This window comes from Citrobacter sp. wls711 (genome assembly GCF_005281055.1).
GTDB lineage: Bacteria > Pseudomonadota > Gammaproteobacteria > Enterobacterales > Enterobacteriaceae > Citrobacter > Citrobacter gillenii.
In genome coordinates, this window is sequence record NZ_SZXC01000004.1 from 1 (window position 1) to 21,085 (window position 21,085).

At 50.2% G+C, this 21,085-nt stretch carries 18 protein-coding genes and 1 pseudogene; 8 read left to right on the top strand and 11 right to left on the bottom strand.

Going from position 1 to position 21,085, the window contains the following annotated elements; genetic code table 11:
- Positions 1 to 139 precede the first annotated feature (139 nt).
- The 4 genes from FDW98_RS00355 to typA form a co-directional block, all read right to left on the bottom strand.
- Positions 140 to 1,405 carry an MFS transporter gene (locus FDW98_RS00355; RefSeq protein ID WP_096758879.1) on the bottom strand — a complete coding sequence of 422 codons (1,266 nt, stop codon included), beginning with the start codon at positions 1,403 to 1,405 and terminating at the stop codon, positions 140 to 142.
- A gap of 99 nt (positions 1,406 to 1,504) precedes the next feature.
- Entirely contained in the window at positions 1,505 to 2,488 is a 984-nt protein-coding gene (locus FDW98_RS00360; protein ID WP_096758880.1) for a sugar phosphate isomerase/epimerase, read from the bottom strand.
- An 8-nt stretch (positions 2,489 to 2,496) separates the two neighbouring features.
- Positions 2,497 to 3,207 (bottom strand): GntR family transcriptional regulator, encoded by a 711-nt coding sequence (locus FDW98_RS00365; RefSeq protein WP_096758881.1) that lies wholly within the window; start codon positions 3,205 to 3,207, stop codon positions 2,497 to 2,499.
- Between the two features lie 238 nt (positions 3,208 to 3,445).
- Positions 3,446 to 5,269 carry a ribosome-dependent GTPase TypA gene (gene typA / locus FDW98_RS00370; RefSeq protein WP_096758882.1) on the bottom strand — a complete coding sequence of 608 codons (1,824 nt, stop codon included), beginning with the start codon at positions 5,267 to 5,269 and terminating at the stop codon, positions 3,446 to 3,448.
- A 379-nt stretch (positions 5,270 to 5,648) separates the two neighbouring features.
- On the opposite strand from typA, the gene glnA reads away from it, so the two are divergent.
- The 4 genes from glnA (at position 5,649) to FDW98_RS00390 (ending at position 10,050) form a co-directional block, all read left to right on the top strand.
- Positions 5,649 to 7,058, top strand: a complete 1,410-nt coding sequence (gene glnA, locus FDW98_RS00375) for a glutamate--ammonia ligase (RefSeq protein WP_096758883.1) — start codon at positions 5,649 to 5,651, stop codon at positions 7,056 to 7,058.
- A 299-nt stretch (positions 7,059 to 7,357) separates the two neighbouring features.
- Positions 7,358 to 8,407 (top strand): nitrogen regulation protein NR(II), encoded by a 1,050-nt coding sequence (glnL, locus tag FDW98_RS00380; protein WP_096758884.1) that lies wholly within the window; start codon positions 7,358 to 7,360, stop codon positions 8,405 to 8,407.
- An 11-nt stretch (positions 8,408 to 8,418) separates the two neighbouring features.
- The gene (gene glnG, locus FDW98_RS00385) at positions 8,419 to 9,828 is read left to right on the top strand and encodes a nitrogen regulation protein NR(I) (protein ID WP_096758885.1); all 1,410 of its coding nucleotides are present in this window, start codon (positions 8,419 to 8,421) and stop codon (positions 9,826 to 9,828) included.
- Between the two features lie 111 nt (positions 9,829 to 9,939).
- Entirely contained in the window at positions 9,940 to 10,050 is a 111-nt protein-coding gene (locus tag FDW98_RS00390; protein ID WP_096758886.1) for a YshB family small membrane protein, read from the top strand.
- 87 nt (positions 10,051 to 10,137) lie between these two features.
- Here FDW98_RS00390 and hemN read toward each other — a convergent pair whose 3' ends face one another.
- The 3 genes and pseudogenes from hemN to FDW98_RS00405 form a co-directional block, all read right to left on the bottom strand.
- Positions 10,138 to 11,511, bottom strand: coding sequence for an oxygen-independent coproporphyrinogen III oxidase (gene hemN / locus FDW98_RS00395; protein WP_096758887.1), 1,374 nt, complete (start codon positions 11,509 to 11,511; stop codon positions 10,138 to 10,140).
- Positions 11,512 to 11,699: 188 nt separating this feature from the next.
- Entirely contained in the window at positions 11,700 to 12,215 is a 516-nt protein-coding gene (yihI, locus tag FDW98_RS00400) for a Der GTPase-activating protein YihI (protein WP_096758888.1), read from the bottom strand.
- 110 nt (positions 12,216 to 12,325) lie between these two features.
- A pseudogene (locus FDW98_RS00405) lies at positions 12,326 to 12,550 on the bottom strand (hypothetical protein).
- Between the two features lie 227 nt (positions 12,551 to 12,777).
- Here FDW98_RS00405 and yihA point away from each other — a divergent pair.
- A complete protein-coding gene (gene yihA, locus FDW98_RS00410; protein ID WP_096759489.1) occupies positions 12,778 to 13,410 on the top strand; it encodes a ribosome biogenesis GTP-binding protein YihA/YsxC in 633 nt (210 codons plus the stop codon).
- Between the two features lie 333 nt (positions 13,411 to 13,743).
- On the opposite strand, the gene polA is transcribed toward yihA, so the two are convergent.
- Entirely contained in the window at positions 13,744 to 16,530 is a 2,787-nt protein-coding gene (gene polA, locus FDW98_RS00415; protein WP_096758889.1) for a DNA polymerase I, read from the bottom strand.
- 363 nt (positions 16,531 to 16,893) lie between these two features.
- Between polA and FDW98_RS00420 the strand changes: the two genes are divergently transcribed.
- A complete protein-coding gene (locus FDW98_RS00420; RefSeq protein WP_096758890.1) occupies positions 16,894 to 17,829 on the top strand; it encodes an acyltransferase in 936 nt (311 codons plus the stop codon).
- A gap of 13 nt (positions 17,830 to 17,842) precedes the next feature.
- On the opposite strand, the gene dsbA is transcribed toward FDW98_RS00420, so the two are convergent.
- The 3 genes from dsbA to FDW98_RS00435 all read right to left on the bottom strand — a co-directional run bounded on the left by dsbA (position 17,843) and on the right by FDW98_RS00435 (position 19,815).
- Positions 17,843 to 18,466 (bottom strand): thiol:disulfide interchange protein DsbA, encoded by a 624-nt coding sequence (gene dsbA, locus FDW98_RS00425; RefSeq protein ID WP_096758891.1) that lies wholly within the window; start codon positions 18,464 to 18,466, stop codon positions 17,843 to 17,845.
- Between the two features lie 16 nt (positions 18,467 to 18,482).
- Positions 18,483 to 19,469 (bottom strand): serine/threonine protein kinase, encoded by a 987-nt coding sequence (locus FDW98_RS00430; RefSeq protein ID WP_096758892.1) that lies wholly within the window; start codon positions 19,467 to 19,469, stop codon positions 18,483 to 18,485.
- Positions 19,470 to 19,545: 76 nt separating this feature from the next.
- Positions 19,546 to 19,815 (bottom strand): YihD family protein, encoded by a 270-nt coding sequence (locus tag FDW98_RS00435; protein ID WP_042325406.1) that lies wholly within the window; start codon positions 19,813 to 19,815, stop codon positions 19,546 to 19,548.
- Between the two features lie 69 nt (positions 19,816 to 19,884).
- Between FDW98_RS00435 and mobA the strand changes: the two genes are divergently transcribed.
- A complete protein-coding gene (gene mobA, locus FDW98_RS00440; protein ID WP_096758893.1) occupies positions 19,885 to 20,469 on the top strand; it encodes a molybdenum cofactor guanylyltransferase MobA in 585 nt (194 codons plus the stop codon).
- Positions 20,466 to 20,969, top strand: coding sequence for a molybdopterin-guanine dinucleotide biosynthesis protein MobB (gene mobB, locus FDW98_RS00445; protein ID WP_096758894.1), 504 nt, complete (start codon positions 20,466 to 20,468; stop codon positions 20,967 to 20,969). Before mobA ends, mobB begins: the two co-directional genes overlap by 4 nt.
- The last annotated feature ends 116 nt before the right edge of the window (positions 20,970 to 21,085 follow it).

Below are 21,085 nucleotides of genomic sequence, written 5' to 3' on the forward strand. Positions count from 1 at the left end.
TGCGGGGCTTGTGTGGCGAAGGGCCGCGCTAACTCTGCGTATCGGTATTAGGCGCAGCTATTTAGCTCCCTCTATTGATAAAAAAGCCGCTGACAGTCCAAGTCAGCGGCTTTTTCATACTACCTGACGTAAACGCGCATCACGCCTGTTCCGCTTGCAGCATTTTCTTTCTTTCACTGATTCGCTTAACCAGCAGAACAGATGCAATCGCCCCACAGAAAGCGAAGCAGGCCATAATACCAAACACAATTTTGTAGCCGATGAGCCCTGGGTTCAAATCCAGAATATATCCGTACATACTGAAGCAGAACATCGCCGGGGCATAACCGATAAAGCTGCCCAGCGCCATTGCCGCACCCGTTTGATTCTCTGCGATTTTGGCCTCACCAATCGGGGCAAAGAATACAGCGCGCTGAGTAAATACGATGGCACCGAAGCCCAGCGTACACACCATGCCTAAATAAACGGGCATACTTTCATGCGGCAGAACGATCAGCAGCAACAGTGCCACTGTGCTGAGCATAAATGTGTAGCATAAATATTTACTCGGTGATTTCAGGATTTTATCTGAGATCAGTCCACCAATCGGGCCACCAACCATTTTCAGGCAATATTGGTTAATAATCCCATAAGCCCCCACCAGCGCGACGGGCAGCATATAAATGTTTTTCAGGAATGGGATAAAGAACGTCAATCCACAATACACGGCATAAACAAAGAAGACGTTAAACGCGATTAACCAAATAGTCTTATCTTTCAGAACTGACGACATGCTTGGATTTTTCGGCGCATCTTCAGCATCATGGATTTTTGCGGCGGGGATTTCCTCTTTATCGTTCAGAACAAAGAAGATGATGATCCCGACCATAATGACAATTGCAGAGTAGAACCAGATACCGGCCTTGAACCCCAACAGACCACTGCCAAACCAGGCAAAGACGGCCAGTGCAGAAAATGCGACAACCGTATCCACAATACCGCGGCCCGTTTCAAAAAAGCCGAACAGACGCCCTTGTTGTTCGCTGTTGCCGAGTCGGCTAACGGATTTTAATAACACCGGCCAGTTCATCATGTCGCAGGTAACACCAAATAACGCCCAGACAAAGAGGATCCCCCAATAGCCAGGCATGGTGGTCAAATAAACCCCCAGCAGCCCCGTGGCAATAAGGGAAAGAGACATAGTGTATTTACGTGGAAGTTTGTCTGCAAAATAAATAGATAAGAAAAAACCTATGGTAGTTACAAATGAGTTCACTGACATCGCGTTACCAATCTGACCGTTAGTCAAATGGAAGTATTCCTGCATCGGAATATAGAACGCATCTTTCAGTGAGGGTAATTTGTAAATTGTACCGCCACACAGCGTTAACAGGCTAAAAAGCGCCCATTTCTTTTTTGTGAGCATAGCATCCCCTAAATGATTTATTTAATCATTTGTTTTAAATATAAAAATACGCCCATTCATCAGGAATGGACTATGAATTCTAAATAAAGGCGTTAGATATTAATAATGAGTTAGAATGTGATGCGCCTCATTTTTAATTTGTTGTAGCACGCTACGCACAAATTGTATTTGTTGGATGGCATCATTTTTTTCTTTAATCAAACGTTCTTCGAGAAGTTCTGGCTCCGGTAGCGGTGTTTCGCTCATCTGACGCCATGGGATCCAGGGGTTATCTCCTTCATTGTCGAAACGAAATGCCGGGGCGTAATAATCCACTTCTTCTTCCAGCCCGTAAGCCGTTACCTGCGGCTTCTCATCACCTAAGCAAATAAGTTTGGTCAGTAGATCTTTAAACGGCATATCCCCTTGACCCGAAGTACAGGCTTTATGGCCCAGTCCCGCATTCTCATTTACAATTAATGCATCTTTAATATGCACCTGGGTAATATGCGGAGACATTGTGTCTAACGCCGTCAACGGATGCTCATTGGCATTGATCATATTAGCAAAATCAAACAGTAAAGAGAGCGACTCCATATCACTGTTCTGAACTAACGATACCAATTCATGACTCTTTAAATCCTCATGCTGCTCTAAGGTAAAGGTCAGTCCGCTATCCTGATAGCAATCGCGCAAATATTTGATATCCTGCGTAATGATTGCAAGCACCTCTTGAAGATTACCTTCGTAGCGCGGGTAAAACCTCACCGAAGAGGCGCCTGTTTTTAATGCGATAGCGACAGCCTGGTCAATAGCTTTTTTATCAGAAGAACTGGTCTCGATATGCAGATCAAGCTGTAGCTGACGCGCTTTGTCGCCAAATGCTGACAGTGCTTCATCATTCATATTTTCAAGAGAATAGCGTTCACCATCAAGGACGTGGATTTTCACCCCACGCAGATTATTTTCACTGGCAATATCTAATAAATCATTCGGTAATATGCGTTCAACGCGCATATTCAAATGATAAGCATAAGCGTGAAGATAAAGAGGAAGATTATCTACCCGCGCCAGAATTTTATGTGCATTGTCTTTAGTGACCATAAACGTACCTACAAGTTAATGAAGAGATCAACTGCTTCAAATCGCCAATACTCAATATCTATTTGTACGATATTGCCATCGCTGTCAGCCCGGTGTTTTTCAATAAGAATGGCGGGCATTCCAGTCGAACCACCAATAAACTTGCTAATGTCGCCGGCCATTCTGACAGGTTTAAAAGCCAGTTTTTTGATTACCGTTTCTTTTTTATATTCATTTTCCCATACCGAAGAAAATGACTGGCTTTCAAGCTGCTCAATAAATCCCGGAGCGACCTTCGGGTTGATAAACGTTTCATGATAGAAAACTTTATGCCCTTCCAGCGCTCCCCAGCCCGTTATCCGATACAGTTCATCAGACGGTGTTGCTGACACCAACGGCGCGGCAACGTCCGGGTACTGAGAAACCCGGCTTTTCTCGATAAATCCCCAGGAAGGCTCTCTACCCTGCTCAAGCGCGGCGCGCTGAAAGCTTGCTGACAATTCCGGGCTGTAGTTAAAGCGTGCCTGGGTAACGAACCACCCTTTGCGATCCTTACGAAAGATTTTGGATTCAGACTCCAGGTTTAATAGCGCCTGACGTAACGTCATGCGCTTGATCCCCAGCAACTCTCCCAACTCCCTTTCCGAGGGCAGTTTTCCGCCTGGAGTGGTGATCCCATCTTTTAACCAACGATCTAACTTCTCTTTCGCATTCTCAACGGTCGACTGATTACTCGTCATTGCTTAATTCTCTTGGTTTAAACCAGATGGTTTAATCATACGCTGACGATGAAAAAGAAAGCAAACACCCGCGTTGAGCTTTAGAAAAATTTGTGACCAAGCTCTCTTAAGCCAGACATCTTGAGGGGAGAGTATTTCTTGAGGCAGGGAATCAACGTAATCCCGCCGGGAACCAGGGATTGCGGGCAAAAAAAAACCCCACCTCTTAAGGCAGGGTCTTGTCATTAAAGTGCGTTAATTAGTCTTCTTTCGGACCACGCATCGCACGTTTACGATCGTTTTCAGTCAGGTGACGTTTACGAATACGGATAGACGTTGGTGTTACTTCTACCAGTTCGTCGTCATCGATGAATTCCAGAGCCTGTTCCAGAGTCATTTTCTGAGCTGGAACCAGCGTGGTGGCTTCATCAGTACCGGAAGCACGCATGTTGGTCAGTTTCTTACCGGTCAGGCAGTTTACAGTCAGGTCGTTAGAACGACTGTGAATACCGATGATCTGGCCTTCATAAACTTCTGCGCCGTGACCCAGGAACAGCTTACCGCGGTCCTGCAGGCTGAACAGTGCAAACGCAACGGCTTTACCCTGACCATTAGAGATCAGCACGCCGTTCTGACGCTGGCCCACTTCGCCCGGACGAACATCGTCGTAATGGCTGAAGGTGGAGTACAGCAGACCGGTACCGGAGGTCATGGTCATGAATTCTGAACGGAAGCCGATCAGGCCACGGCTTGGGATCACGTAGTCGAGACGTACGCGGCCTTTACCATCTGGATTCATGTTTTTCAGGTCGCCTTTACGCTCGCCCAGTGCCTGCATAACAGAACCCTGGTGCTGCTCTTCGACGTCCAGCGTTACGTTTTCGAATGGCTCTTGTTTACGGCCATCGATTTCGCGGAAGATAACTTTCGGACGGGAAACCGCCATCTCGAAACCTTCACGACGCATGTTTTCAATCAGAACGGACAGGTGCAGTTCACCACGGCCAGACACGCGGAATGCGTCTGCATCCGGAGTCTCTTCAACACGCAGTGCAACGTTGTGTACCAGTTCTTTTTTCAGGCGGTCAAGGATCTGACGAGAAGTAACGTACTTACCTTCTTTACCGCAGAACGGAGAGGTGTTTACGTTGAAGAACATGGTCACGGTCGGCTCATCAACAGACAGCGCCGGCAGCGCTTCAACATTCTGCGGATCGCAGATGGTGTCGGAGATGTTCAGTTCGCCCAGACCAGTGATCGCGATGATGTCGCCCGCTTCTGCAACGTCGCTCTCGATACGCTCAAGACCCAGATGGGTCAGAACTTTACCGACTTTACCGTTACGAGTTTTGCCTTCGCTATCAACGATGGTGATCTGCTGGTTCGGTTTAACTTTACCGCGCTTGATACGGCCGATGCCGATAACACCCACGTAGTTGTTGTAGTCCAGCTGGGAGATTTGCATCTGCAGCGGGCCATCAAGGTCAACGTTCGGAGCCGGTACACGGTCAACGATGGTCTGATACAGCGGAGTCATATCTTCCGCCATATCTTCGTGATCCAGACCTGCGATACCGTTCAGCGCTGAAGCGTAAACGATCGGGAAGTCCAGCTGTTCGTCGGTCGCGTCGAGGTTAACGAACAGGTCGAATACCTGGTCAACAACCCAGTCAGGACGCGCGCCAGGACGGTCAACTTTGTTGATAACAACAATTGGCTTCAGGCCATGAGCAAAGGCTTTTTTGGTCACGAAGCGCGTCTGCGGCATCGGACCGTCCATTGCATCAACCACCAGCAGCACGGAGTCTACCATGGACATTACACGTTCAACTTCACCACCGAAGTCGGCGTGTCCCGGGGTATCAACGATGTTGATACGGTAGTCATTCCACTTGATAGCGGTGTTTTTAGCGAGGATGGTAATCCCACGCTCTTTCTCCAAATCGTTGGAGTCCATCACGCGCTCTTGGGTTTCGGCACGAGAGTCGAATGTACCGGATTGTTGGAGCAGCTTGTCTACCAGGGTGGTTTTACCATGGTCTACGTGCGCGATGATGGCGATGTTACGCAAATTTTCGATCACAACTTTGCCTCAGGCATTTTAGAAATAGCGCGTTATTGTACACGGATTAATCGCAGTACAAAACAGGATCACAAACATCCTCCGCAAACAAGTATTGCAGAGTTTCTTTGTGATCACATTCACGGAGCGTTAAAAGGGGTAATCTCATGTCAATTGCACCATTATAGTGCTTAATGTTCACATAGAAGCACTATAATGGTGCAATACAACCTTCATGGTGCAACCCCTTTGCACGATGATGCGCATGATAACGCCTTTTGGGGGCAATTTAAAAGTTGGCACAGATTTCGCTTTATATTTTTTACGGCGACACGGCCAATTTTTGCAGAATTGAAGACCTCGTTACCACGACGACAATGACCAATCCGGGAGAGTAAGTATGTCCGCTGAACACGTTTTGACGATGCTGAACGAACACGAAGTGAAGTTTGTTGATTTGCGCTTCACTGACACTAAAGGTAAAGAACAGCACGTCACGATTCCTGCTCATCAGGTAAATGCCGAATTCTTTGAAGAAGGCAAAATGTTTGACGGCTCCTCAATCGGTGGCTGGAAAGGCATTAACGAATCAGACATGGTTCTGATGCCGGATGCTTCTACTGCTCTCATTGACCCGTTCTTTGAAGAGTCTACTCTGATCATCCGTTGCGATATCCTGGAACCGGGTACGCTGCAGGGCTATGACCGCGACCCGCGCTCCATCGCAAAACGCGCTGAAGAATATCTGCGTGCTACCGGCATCGCAGACACCGTGCTGTTCGGGCCAGAGCCAGAATTCTTCCTGTTCGACGACATCCGTTTCGGCAGCTCTATTTCCGGTTCCCACGTCGCTATCGATGATATCGAAGGCGCATGGAACTCCTCCACCAAATATGAAGGTGGTAACAAAGGTCATCGCCCTGGCGTGAAAGGCGGTTACTTCCCGGTTCCTCCGGTCGATTCTTCCCAGGACATCCGTTCTACCATGTGTCTGGTCATGGAAGAGATGGGCCTTGTCGTTGAAGCGCATCACCACGAAGTGGCGACTGCGGGCCAGAACGAAATCGCTACCCGCTTTAACACTATGACCAAAAAAGCGGACGAAATTCAGATCTACAAATACGTTGTTCACAACGTCGCGCACCGCTTCGGTAAAACGGCGACCTTTATGCCAAAACCGATGTTCGGCGATAACGGTTCCGGTATGCACTGCCACATGTCCCTGTCCAAGAACGGTGTAAACCTGTTCTCCGGTGACAAATATGCGGGTCTGTCTGAGCAGGCGCTGTTCTACATCGGTGGCGTTATCAAACACGCTAAAGCCATCAACGCCCTGGCGAACCCGACCACCAACTCCTACAAGCGTCTGGTCCCGGGTTACGAAGCACCGGTTATGCTGGCGTACTCTGCCCGTAACCGTTCTGCCTCTATCCGTATCCCAGTCGTTGCCTCTCCGAAAGCACGCCGTATTGAAGTGCGCTTCCCGGACCCGGCGGCTAACCCGTACCTGTGCTTTGCAGCACTGCTGATGGCGGGTCTTGATGGTATCAAGAACAAGATCCACCCGGGCGAAGCAATGGACAAAAACCTGTACGACCTGCCACCGGAAGAAGCAAAAGAGATCCCACAGGTTGCTGGCTCTCTGGAAGAAGCACTGAACGAACTGGATCTGGACCGCGAGTTCCTGACTGCAGGCGGCGTGTTCACCAATGAAGCGATCGATGCGTACATTACGCTGCGTCGCGAAGAAGATGACCGCGTGCGCATGACCCCGCACCCGGTAGAGTTTGAGTTGTACTACAGCGTTTAATTTAACTTTTACACTCTCACATAAAAACGTGCAGAGGATGTAATAACCAATGGATTTCTTGCTACAGCAAGGCGGCAATTGAGTGAATCCCCGGGAGCTTACATAAGTAAGTGACTGGGGTGAGCGAAAGCAGCCAACACAGCTGTAGGGAGAAAGACGAAGGTTTTAGTTGCCGTGGAAACTTTCAGCCCATCACACGATGGGCTTTTTTCTCCGCCAACGAACTGATCCTTCGCGCTTTTTCTGCGTGAAAGCTATAATGCACTAAATTGGTGCAACCTTTTTCAGGAGACTGCTGAATGGCAACCGGCACGCTGCCCGATGCTGGGCAGATCCTCAATTCGTTAATTAACAGCATTTTACTTGTCGACGATGAGCTGGTGGTACATTACGCCAACCCCGCGGCACAGCAACTGCTGGCCCAAAGTTCCCGCAAACTGTTTGGCACGCCGCTTTCTGAACTGCTGAGTTATTTCTCATTAAACATCGGGCTGATGCGAGAGAGCCTGGAAGCGGGTCAGGGCTTTACGGACAACGAAGTGACGCTGGTGATAGATAGTCACTCGCATATCCTCTCTGTGACCGCTCAGAGGCTGCCTGATGGCCTTATTCTGCTGGAGATGGCGCCCATGGATAACCAGCGCCGTCTGAGTCAGGAGCAGCTCCAGCATGCCCAGCAAATAGCCGCCCGCGATCTGGTACGTGGTCTGGCGCATGAAATTAAAAACCCGTTGGGTGGATTACGCGGTGCAGCGCAACTGCTCAGTAAAGCGCTACCGGATCCAGCCCTCAAGGAATATACCCAAGTCATTATTGAGCAGGCAGACCGCCTGCGTAACCTGGTCGACCGCCTGCTGGGGCCGCAGCACCCCGGTATGCACATCACGGAAAGTATTCACAAGGTGGCAGAACGCGTTGTGGCACTGGTGTCGATGGAACTCCCGGAAAATGTCACGTTGATCCGCGATTACGACCCGAGCCTGCCGGAAATACTGCACGACCCCGACCAGATAGAACAGGTACTGCTGAATATCGTACGTAATGCGCTACAGGCGCTGGGACCGGAAGGTGGCGAGATTATTCTGCGTACCCGCACCGCGTTTCAGCTCACATTGCACGGCATGCGTTACCGCCTGGCGGCGCGTATTGACGTTGAGGACAACGGTCCGGGTATTCCTCCACATTTACAGGATACGCTGTTCTACCCAATGGTCAGCGGCCGCGAGGGGGGGACCGGGCTGGGATTATCCATCGCCCGTAATTTGATTGATCAACATTCCGGCAAAATTGAATTTACCAGTTGGCCGGGTCATACCGAGTTCTCGGTTTACCTGCCTATCAGGAAATAGAGGTAACGTTTATGCAACGAGGAATAGTCTGGGTCGTTGATGACGATAGTTCCATCCGTTGGGTGCTTGAACGTGCGCTCGCAGGGGCAGGACTCAGCTGCACCACATTTGAAAGCGGTAAAGAGGTACTGGACGCGCTCGCCAGTAAAACGCCGGACGTGCTGTTGTCGGATATCCGCATGCCGGGGATGGACGGCCTGACGCTGTTAAAACAGATTAAACAGCGTCATCCGATGCTCCCGGTCATCATCATGACCGCGCACTCCGATCTGGATGCCGCCGTCAGCGCCTACCAGCAAGGGGCGTTCGATTACCTGCCCAAGCCGTTTGATATTGACGAAGCCGTGGCGCTGGTCGAACGCGCCATAAGCCATTATCAGGAACAGCAGCAGCCGCGTAATGTTCAGATCAACGGCCCCACCACCGACATCATCGGTGAAGCCCCAGCGATGCAGGATGTCTTTCGCATAATTGGCCGGCTTTCCCGCTCTTCAATTAGCGTCTTGATCAACGGTGAGTCCGGGACCGGTAAAGAGTTGGTTGCCCATGCGCTCCACCGTCACAGCCCGCGCGCCAAAGCACCATTTATCGCCCTTAACATGGCGGCTATTCCGAAGGATTTAATCGAATCTGAACTGTTTGGCCACGAAAAAGGTGCCTTTACCGGCGCCAATACCATTCGTCAGGGGCGCTTCGAGCAGGCGGACGGCGGCACGCTGTTTCTCGATGAAATTGGCGATATGCCGCTGGACGTGCAAACGCGATTGCTGCGTGTATTAGCCGACGGACAGTTTTACCGCGTCGGCGGCTATGCGCCGGTGAAGGTGGACGTGCGCATTATCGCGGCTACGCACCAGAATCTGGAACTGCGGGTACAGGAAGGCAAGTTCCGCGAGGACTTGTTCCACCGACTGAACGTCATTCGCGTTCATTTGCCCCCGCTGCGCGAGCGACGGGAAGACATCCCTCGCCTGGCGCGTCATTTCCTGCAGGAAGCCGCTCACGAGCTGGGTGTGGAAGCCAAGCAGTTACACCCTGAAACCGAGGCCGCACTGACGCGTCTGGCCTGGCCGGGTAACGTTCGTCAACTTGAGAACACCTGCCGCTGGTTAACCGTGATGGCCGCCGGGCAGGAAGTGCTGATTCAGGACCTGCCGGCAGAACTGTTTGAAGCGAGCGTACCGGATGCACCTTCACATATGCAGCCGGACAGCTGGGCAACACTGCTGGCACAATGGGCTGACCGGGCATTACGTTCCGGTCATCAAAACTTACTCTCTGAAGCACAGCCTGAAATGGAACGCACGCTGTTAACCACCGCGCTGCGCCATACTCAGGGCCATAAACAGGAAGCGGCGCGCTTACTCGGATGGGGGCGTAATACCCTGACGCGTAAGTTAAAAGAGCTTGGCATGGAGTAAGGGATTGTCGCTGTGTAAAGATTGATAATTGAGCGCAAAGTGCTGCTATTTTGCGCTTTACTGTTCCGATGAGTTAAGTATGATCGTGCCCGGAAAACGGGGGAAGTCATCATGCTGGAATCAATTATTAATCTGCTGTCGAGCGGCTCGGTTGAAAGCCATACGCCGCAAACTGCGGTTGCCGCGGTGCTGTGTGCGGCGCTGGTTGGGCTGTTTAGCTAGCGGGTTTGTCGGGTGGCGCTTCGCTTACCCGACCTACATATTAAGATGTCGTAGGCCCGGTAAGCGAAGCGCCGCCGGGCAACGTCATTAGATGACCCGCGAGAACTGCTGCATCCGTGCTTTCTGGCGCAGGTAAGCATCAAAGCACATGCAAATATTGCGGATCAGCAGACGACCTTTTGGTGTCACCTGAATCCCCTTCTCATTCACATCCACCAGCCCATCTTTCGCCAGCGGTGCCAACAGCTTCAGGTCTTCAGCAAAATAGTCAGCAAAGTTCAGATCCCATTGCTGTTCTACGACGGCGTAGTCGAGGCGGAAGTTGCAGATCAGTAGTTTAATCACATCCCGGCGAATACAGTCATCTTGGGTCAGTGCAATACCGCGCCACAGCGCATTTCCCTGCTCATCCACCTGCTGATAATAGTGCTTCAGCTCTTTTTGGTTCTGCGCGTAGTTGTCGCCAATCATACTGATGGCGGAAACGCCCATGCCCAGCAGGTCGGTATCGCCCTGGGTGGTATAACCCTGGAAATTACGGTGCAGAACACCCTCGCGCTGGGCAATCGCCAGCTCGTCATCCGGGCGGGCAAAGTGATCCATCCCAATGAACTGATAGCCCGTTTCGGTCAGCGAGGAGATGGTCTCCTGCAAAATATCCAGCTTCTGTTGTGGGCTGGGCAGGTCAGCATCTTTGATTTTACGCTGCGCGGCAAACAACGTTGGCAGGTGCGCATAGTTAAAGACACTCAGGCGGTCGGGATTGAGCTCAGCCACCCGCTTCAGGGTAAAGGCAAAGCTTTCCGGCGTCTGTTTTGGCAGACCATAGATAAGGTCAATGTTGGTCGAGGTAAAGCCAATCTCACGCGCACGATTAATCAGTGCAAAGATAAACTCCTCGTCCTGCTCACGGTTTACCAAGCGCTGAACTTCTTTATTGAAGTCCTGCACCCCCATGCTCAGGCGGTTAAAGCCTTCAGCACGTAAATGATCGAGAACATCGAGTTCGATTTCTCGCGGATCAACTTCGATCGAGATTTCTGCATCCGCGTTAAAATCGAAGTTATCACGCAGCAGTGTCATTAAGCGGCTAATCTGCGCTTTATTCAGATAGGTTGGCGTGCCGCCGCCCCAATGCAACTGGCTAACATGACGGCCAGCAAACAGCGGCGCGCGATGAATAATCTCTTGTTCTAAAACGTCCAGATATTGATCGGCCTTATGCTGCTGGCGGGTCACAATTTTGTTGCAGCCGCAGAAATAGCACAATTTATGGCAGAACGGGATATGGACGTACAAAGAGAGTGGACGTTCAGGGTAACGCGCTACGGCTTGCAGAAATGCTTCAGCACCGTAGTCTGCAGAAAACTCCAGCGCGGTCGGATACGAGGTGTATCGTGGCCCGGAATAGTTATATTTCTGGATCAGGGCCAGGTCCCAGTCGATTAGCTGCTCAGACATGCTCACTCCTTCCGATGGCGTTTCTGGCGGGTACGGCGTACCGGCTTACCCCCACTGCGAGTGATAAGCCGGTTGCGCAGCCACTTTTGGCGCCGCGACAATCGCTGTAGTTTAACGAATAACCACACCAGATAACATATAACCGGAAGGGTTATAAGCAGGACGGGAAGACCCACGGTACAAAACCGTTAGTTACCGCCCTTCAGCAGGCGCATCATGTCTTCCTGCTTTTCTTCTTCTTCGTCAATTTCTTCGTCATCATCGTAAGAGAGCCCCAGTTTCTGCATCAGCTCATCGATGCGATCCAGCTTGGCATCCACCCAGGACTGATCTTCAGCACTCAGGATCTCTCCCGCTTCAAGACGTTCCAGCAGCGCATCCAGGCGCTCATCCGTTTCCAGTAAATCCAACTCAGCCTGTGGTGAAAGCATAGGTTTCTCACTCTTCGGTTTGTGCTGTTTGGTGACTTTTTCAGTCACACCCAATGCAATGGGAGTTTTACTGCCAATACGAGGATCTTTGTGTTTGTTTTGGTTTCCGCCACCTGATGCACCGTCGCTGCCGGTCGCACGGCTGCCCGCCGCAAGACCACGGTGTTTTTTCTGACGCTTACGGTCGCGAGCTTCCAGGTTAATTTCTTCGCGTGTCTTACGACGCGCCTTTGCAGGACCTTTCCCGCGAGGTGTAGAAGTTGTTTTCATCATGATTCGTCTTTGGCTGTTTTTATTCAGTATATAATTGCGCCGGAATCTAGCAGAAATAAAGAAAAAAGGCGACAGAGTAATCTGTCGCCTTTTTTCCTGACTCTCAACCCTTAACGGGCCCTACAATCCCTGTCGGCTATCAACACACCCTGTTTTTCCCTTAGCCAGAAACATTCCGTGTTGTTTCCATTTCCTTTTACTAACGTCTCCGGACGTTTGTCTTCCTGACAATCCTGCGTCTTCGCCTCCTGGCGCTCCTGACCCTCATCCTGAGTCGTTTATCCTGTTAGCTCCCTCGCTATGAACGTTACTTTACTCTTTTGGGTTACGCGCACAAGTAACCGACTTAACAGTTTCGGTTATTCAGAATATTGCTTAATCGTAATCACATGATTTATTTAATTTATGTTGTTATACACTCTCTCATCTCGCATAAATACTATCGGCAATGTCTCACAAAGCCCGCGCTTTTAACTTACATAACCCGCGCGTCGAAAAATCCGCCTTTTGCTGGTGTTCAGGTATAATCGCGGCAAAGCCTTGATTGATGGAGACGACCACGTTGACTAACTTGAATTATCAACAGACGCATTTTGTGATGAGTGCGCCTGATATTCGCCATTTACCTTCCGATACAGGAATTGAAGTGGCTTTTGCTGGCCGTTCCAACGCAGGCAAATCCAGCGCACTAAATACCCTGACAAATCAAAAGGGTCTGGCACGTACATCTAAAACGCCGGGCCGTACTCAGCTCATCAACTTGTTTGAAGTGGTTGACGGTAAACGTCTGGTTGACTTGCCGGGGTACGGGTATGCAGAAGTTCCGGAAGAGATGAAGCGCAAATGGCAGCGCGCGCTGGCAGAATATCTTGAGAAACGTCAAAGCCTGCAAGGCTTGGTCGTACTGATGGATATTCGCCATCCACTGAAAGATCTCGATCAGCAGATGATTTTGTGGGCCGTAGAGAGCAACGTCCAGGTGCTGGTATTACTGACCAAAGCGGACAAACTGGCCAGCGGCGCACGCAAAGCACAGTTGAATATGGTGCGTGAAGCAGTGCTGGCGTTTAATGGCGATGTACAGGTAGAAGCATTCTCATCGCTGAAAAAGCTGGGTGTGGATAAACTGCGTCAGAAACTGGATACCTGGTTTAGCGAACTGGCGCCTATTGAAGAGATGCAGGACGGGGAATAACCTACCGATATGCCGGATGGCGCCGCTGCGCGTCTTATCCGGCCTACAGCATGTGCGAAACCTTTCTTTCGCACAATAAAAAACGCCCCAGTCATTACTGACTGGGGCGGCTAAAATATTCAGCCAAATCCGATTACGTGAAGTAAAAGGTCTGAAAGATAGAACATCTTACCTCTGTACCCTACGAGAATAACTTTACTCTTTTTTGAGCAGCGCAGAAAGCACTTTTTGTAATTTTTTTTCACTCCCGGCATAGGAAATTTTAATGGTCATCACAAAAAGCGCTAACTTATGTTGCTTAGTTACGAAAAGAGCGCGTTATTCAGCAAACCCTTAGTGCGCTTGATCCCAGTTTTCACCGCTTCCGACTTCCACCAGCAGCGGCACATCAATTCGCGTTCCGTTCTCCATCAGCTGATGGATTTTTTTCGAGACGCTATCGAGATCATCTTTGTGCACTTCAAACACCAGTTCATCATGTACCTGCATGATCATACGTACGCGAGGCTGTTCGGTTTGCAGCCAGCCGTCTACGGCAATCATAGCGCGCTTAATAATGTCCGCAGCGGTGCCTTGCATCGGGGCGTTAATCGCCGCACGTTCAGCACCTGCACGACGCGCACCATTACTGGATTTGATATCCGGTAAATAGAGGCGACGTCCTTCCAGCGTTTCAACGTACCCTTGCTCTTTTGCCTGCGCACGCGTGCGTTCCATATATTCCAGTACGCCCGGGTAGCGTTCGAAATAGAGATCCATGTACTTCTGCGCTTCTTTGCGTGGAATATTGAGCTGGCGTGCAAGACCGAAAGCGCTCATGCCGTAGATCAGACCAAAGTTGATGGCCTTCGCGCTGCGGCGCTGTTCACTGGTCACGGAATCAAGAGGTAAGCCAAAGACCTCTGCAGCCGTGGCGCGGTGAATGTCCTTTCCTTCGGCAAAGGCGGTAAGCAGCCCCTTATCACGCGAGAGGTGCGCCATAATGCGTAGCTCAATCTGCGAGTAGTCCGCCGAGACAATGACATAATCTTCTGGTGCAATAAATGCCTGGCGAATACGGCGTCCTTCCTCATTACGCACCGGAATATTTTGCAGGTTAGGATCGGTAGAAGACAAACGCCCGGTCGCCGTAACGGCCTGATGATAAGAGGTATGCACACGGCCAGTTTTCGGGTTGATCATCAGCGGAAGTTTATCTGTATAAGTAGACTTCAATTTTGCCAGCCCACGATATTCCAGAATCACCTTCGGCAGCGGATAATCCAGCGCTAACTCTTCCAGCACCTCTTCTGACGTTGACGGCGCGCCGCCCGGCGTTTTCTTCAGCGGCTTGATGCCCTGCTTTTCAAACAGAATGGTTTGCAGCTGTTTAGTGGAAGAGAGGTTAAAGGCTTCCCCGGCAATCTCGTGCGCTTTTTGCTCCAGCTCGTTCAAACGCAGCGTCAGCTCTGCTGAATGCTTGTGCAACACGGCAGGGTCGATTTTTACACCGTTGCGCTCGATGCGGGACAGGACCGGGACCAACGGCATATCGATATTCTCGAAGACGTTTAGCGGTCCTTTATGTTTTTGCAGCTCTGGCCACATTTTCAGATGCAGCTGTAGCGTGACGTCGGCGTCCTCCGCGGCATAACGACCAGCTTCTTCCAGCGCAATCTGGTTAAAGGTCAGTTGGTTTTTACCTTTCCCGGCGATCTCTTCGAAGGTGATCGTTTTATGTTTCAGCCAGCGGTCAGACAGGCTGTCCATATCGTGTCGCCCGGCAACGCTGTTAAGAATGTAGGATTCGAGCATGGTATCAAAGACGATACCGCGCAGTTCGATACCGTAGTTCGCCAGGATGCCACGGTCATACTTCAGGTTTTGCCCAACTTTATGCGCTTTTTCGTCTTCCAGTAGCGGCTTCAGCAGCGTCAGTGCCCGATCACGGGAAATTTGGTCAGGGGCATCCAGGTAGTCATGCGCGACAGGAACATACGCCGCCACACCCGGTTCAATAGCGAAAGAGAGCCCCACCAGATTCGCGGAGATATTGTCCAGGCTGTCGGTTTCGGTATCAAAAGCAAAGACCGGCGCTTTTTTCAGCTTCGCAATCCACGCTTCCAGCGTCGTCTCGTCCAGAATCGTCACATAGTTATCGTATGAGAGAACCGTGGCGGGCTCCTCAGGCGTTTCATCAATAACGATGGTTTCCTGTGGTTTTGCCGCAGGTTTTGTGCCTTTTGCCTGCAGCCATTTCCCGGCTTCAACGTCGGTGACCCAACGTTTGAACTCATATTGTTTGAACAGATTTAACAGCTCGTCCACTGCAGGTTGTCGTACTTCCAGCTGCTCGCAGGTTAATTCCAGCTCGACATCCGTTTTGATGGTTGCCAGCTTATAAGAGAGGTAAGCCACCTCTTTATTCTGCTCGAGCTTGCCAGCCATGGTTTTTGCGCCACGGAACGTCAGGCCCGCTATTTTTTCTGATTCAGCATAGAGCGTGTCCAGCCCACCCAGCCCCTGGAGTAACGCCTGAGCCGTCTTTTCACCCACACCCGGCACACCAGGAATGTTATCAGAAGAGTCGCCCATCAGCGCCAGGAAGTCGATAATCAGTTCCGGCGGCACGCCATACTTATTTACCACCTCATCCGGGCCGAGGATCGTATTGGTCATGGTGTTGATGAGGGTGATATTCGGCGTCACCAGCTGAGCCATATCTTTATCACCGGTACTGATCAGTACCGGACGGCCAATTTGCTCGGCTTCACGCGCCAGCGTACCGATAACGTCGTCCGCTTCCACGCCTGAAACAGCCAGCAGGGGTAACCCCATGGCTTTTACCATCGCGTGCAGCGGTTCAATCTGCGCGCGTAGATCGTCTGGCATCGGCGGACGATGCGATTTGTAGTGCTCGAATAATTCATCACGGAAGGTTTTACCCTTGGCGTCGAATACCACCGCCGCATGCGTCGGCTTATATTGCAAAATCAAGCTACGCAGCATGTTGAGGACACCGTACATCGCGCCCGTAGGCTCTCCTGCGCTGTTGGTCAGCGGTGGGAACGCATGGTATGCGCGATACAGGTAAGATGAGCCATCTACAAGGATAAGTGGGTTTTCTGGGATCTGAACCATAATGTCCATGCCTGTTTATCAGATTATGGGTAAAGGATGCCACAGACAGGATGAAAACATGAGTTTTTCGCCGCATTTGTCGAAAAACTTTTGCAGATCTTCTGCGTTGTTCGCAATGTGAGCTGTGGATAAGTTTGTGAATAAATAATTTTCAGCCCTTTAAATACAGCAAGATAATTTATTAATCATAATAATTCTGCATATTTTTCATTATGTTATTTCATGACGCAGAATTTTATATCATCTTTTCAGCTTATAGCTGGATGTGGATAGATATTCCCTTTTTTTCTATTCAGCGAAGATCCATCATTTGGTTCGTTTTCTGATAAAATTAGCCCCTTGCGCCCTTTTAGCGCACTATTTATGGCTAACCTTTTGAATAATTTAATTATGGCGAGAATACTCGCCGCGATAACGCTGCTGCTGAGTATCGCATTGACCATATTGGTCACAATTTTATGTTCCGTGCCAATCATCCTGGCCGGAGTTGTAAAACTGCTTTTGCCTATTCCTTTCGTCTGGCGCAAAGTATCCCTCTTTTGTAATTTCATGATGTACTGCTGGTGTGAAGGTCTGGCGCTATTGCTACACCTTAATCCACGACTGAAGTGGGATGTTGAGGGGCTGGAAGGTCTGAGCAAGAAAAATTGGTATCTGCTCATCTGTAATCACTACAGCTGGGCCGACATCGTTGTGCTTTGCGTTTTGTTTCGTAAGCATATCCCGATGAATAAATACTTTCTTAAGCAGCCGTTAGCCTGGGTGCCTTTTATTGGTCTGGCATGTTGGGCGCTGGATATGCCATTTATGAAACGCTATTCGCGCGGTTATTTGCTCCGTCACCCTGAACGACGTGGTAAAGATGTGGAAACAACACGTCTTTCTTGTGAGAAGTTTCGTGTGCATCCAACAACGATCGTGAATTTTGTCGAAGGATCACGGTTCACCCACGAGAAATGCCAGCAGACCCGATCTCCCTATAAAAACCTGCTGCCACCTAAGGCTGCCGGTATTGCGATGGCGCTGAATGTCTTAGGGTCGCAATTCGATAAGTTGCTGAACGTCACGCTGTGTTATCCGCAAAACAGCAGCCATCCTTTCTACGACATGCTGAGCGGTAAGTTAACGCGCATTGTAGTACGGGTGAATCTGGAGCCGGTGAAAGAGGAATTACACGGTGATTACGTCAACGATAAAGGGTTTAAGCGTCGGTTCCAGCTGTGGCTGAATACGCTCTGGGCCGAGAAAGATGCGCAAATAGATGCGATTAAAGCCTCAACTAAAAAAGCCGGTCTCTGACCGGCTTTTTCGTTTACTTCTGGCCTACCAGATATTTCACGGTATCGGCATACTGCTGTACAAAGATATCCATGCTGCTGGTATCCATGCCTTGCGGATTCACCTGATATTTGCCATTCACAAACATCGCCGGAACCCCCTGCAGTTGCAGATCGGCAGCCGCTTTTTCCTGCTGCGCGACCAGTGATTTCACCACGAAGCTGTTCCATGCCGCATCATAGTCTTCACCTTTAATACCCGCATCAACAAATACTTTACGGATATCAGCGGTAGACTGGACGGTCTGAGTTTTCTGCACCGCTTCAAACAACGGTACTGTGACCTTATCTTCTACGCCCAGCGCCAGCGCAACCGCCCACGCCTGAGTCAGATCTTTGCCCAGAGGTCCCAAAAACTCAACGTGGTATTTGGTCATCTTGGTGCCTTCAGGCAGTTTTTTCTTCACGTTATCAGATACGTGAAGCACTTCTTCAAACTGGTAGCAATGCGGGCAGTAGAAGGAGAAGAACTCCAACACCTGCGGTTCACCCGCAATAGGCTTTTCCAGTGTGATGTACTGCTTACCATCCTGGAACTGCGCTGCCGATGCGCTAAAAGCTAAAACCATACCAGCCAGCGCCAGCCATATTTTTTTCATGTCCATGTCTCTCCGATTAATACATTGGCGTTAATTGTAAGGGGGGTTGTTGCAGAATTTTTGCCTGCTCAATAAAGGTCGCCGTCTGACGGTGCCAGTAATCTTCTCCGGTTAACCACGGGAAGTTTTTTGGAAACGCAGGATCATCCCAACGTCGAATCAGCCAGGCTAGATAATAAACTAAACGCATGGCGCGTAAAGGTTCTATGAGTCCTAAATCAGCGACGTCGAACTCAGTAAACTCTTCATAAGCTTCGATAATGGTTTCAAGCTGCATGCGCTGCTCGGCTTTATCACCATTAAGCAGCATCCATAAATCCTGAATGGCCGGGCCATTGCGGGCATCATCTAAATCGACAAACATCGGACCATCGCGCCACAGAATATTTCCGGCATGACAGTCACCGTGCAGGCGCAGAGTGTCAAAACGCGTATGCCACCGCTCGGTAACCACGGTGATAAGCGCATCCGTTGCTTTCAGAAATGCCGCTTTTTGCCCTGATGGAATAATCGGTGCACTGTCGAAAAGTTTACGCGGTTCAATCAGATACTCATCGAGGCCAATGGTCGGTCGAAAAGCAAAGGGTTGTTTTCGCCCGGTTTGATGCAGACGCCCGAGATAGCGGCCAACCGACTCCATTTGATCGATATTGTCGGCTTCAAACTGCCGACCTCCTACGCTGGGGAATATCGCATAGTGGAACCCTTGATGCCCCAGTAACGTCTGGCCATCAAACACCATCGGCGCCGCAACCGGCACGTCATCACGCACCAGTTCCAGTGCAAACTGATGTTCTTCCTGTATTTGATCGACGGACCAACGCTCAGGGCGGTAAAACTTTACGACAAAGCGTCGACGGTCTTCGTCCTGGAATTGGTAGACACGGTTTTCATAGCTGTTGAGCGGGGTAAGCCCGGAATCCACCCGGATCCCCTGCTCAAACAGCGCATCCATGATGGTATCCGGGTGTAGCGTTTGGAAAGTAAAAGCGTTGTTATTCATCCCATCATCCGGAAATTACTACGAATGATTCAGGATATCATTTCGCAGCACTTTCGGTGGCGGCGATTACAAGCTTTTACTCTTTAATTACGCCACGAGCGCGCAGCAATGCGGTTTTAAAGTCTTCTTCATAATCTTTCTGAATACCTGGGATCACCGCATCCTTCGCTGAGTCACGCATTTTCAGGTGATAGATCAGAATGTCATCAGTTAAATCCGCCAGTTCTCCGTCAAAACCTGACTCTTTCGCCAGTTTCTGTAAAAATTGCATCAGGTTAAGATCGGGTTCTTTCTGCCAGGCTGGCTGGAGGAGTTCAATAACTTCATTCAGACGTTTACATTTCATGGTTGTGCTCCTTACGCTTAATACAGATACGTTAGCAGGGTCAATCCCACATTAAAAGAGGCGATATCAGTGATTCTGGATAGTGCAATTACAGGGGTTGTCCTGGCGGGCGGTAAGGCCAGGCGGATGGGGGGTGCAGATAAAGGACTGCTTGAGCTAGACGGCAAACCTTTGTGGCGGCACGTCGCCGATGCGCTCGCCTTACAGGTCGAGACAGTCGTGGTTAATGCCAATCGCCATCAGGATATTTATCAGCAAAGTGGTCTGCAAGTTATCCCTGATTCATTGCCTGATTTCCCAGGCCCGCTGGCCGGAATGCTGTCGGTATTTTTACAACTGGCAGGTGACTGGTTTTTATTCTGCCCCTGCGATATGCCCTATATTCCCCACAACCTGGTCGCAAGACTGGCAGAACAGCGCCAAAATGCGCCAGTGGTGTGGGTGCATGATGGGGAGCGGGATCACCCGACAATTGCGCTGATGCACAGAGCAATGCAGCCGTTACTGCAGGAGTATCTTCAGGCAGGTGAACGACGGGTGATGGTCTTTATGCGCCAGGCCGGCGGACACGCCATCGATTTTAGCGATCATAAAGATGCGTTTGTGAATGTGAACACACCTGAAGAATTGGCCAGATGGCAGGATAAATCATGATCCCATTGCTCGGTATTGCCGCATGGAGCGGCACAGGAAAAACCACACTGCTCAAAAAACTGATCCCGGAACTGTGCGCCAAAGGCATTCGTCCAGGATTAATTAAGCATACCCACCACAACATGGACGTCGATAAACCCGGCAAGGATAGCTATGAGTTACGTAAAGCTGGGGCAGCGCAAACACTGGTCGCCAGCCAGCAACGCTGGGCGTTAATGACGGAAACGCCGGCAGAACCTGAGTTAGATTTAGCCTATCTGGTGAGCCGAATGGATGCTACAACACTGGATTTGGTACTGGTTGAGGGTTTTAAACACGAACCTGTCGCCAAGATCCTGCTTTTTCGTGAAAATTGCGGGCATAGTGCACAAGAATTGACGATTGATGAGTATGTTGTTGCGGTTGCCAGTGATGTTCCACTTGAAGTGGATGTCCCACTTTTAGATATCAACGACGTACAACAAATTGCAGGGTTTGTTACACAGTGGCTGGGACGTTAACCAACCGGTAATCTGCGAAATTGTGCCTGATGATTTTGCGCTTATCAGGCCTACCATTCCGGCAGCGAGCAAGCACTTCCCAAAAACACAGACGCAAAAAAGCCCATCCGTCAGGA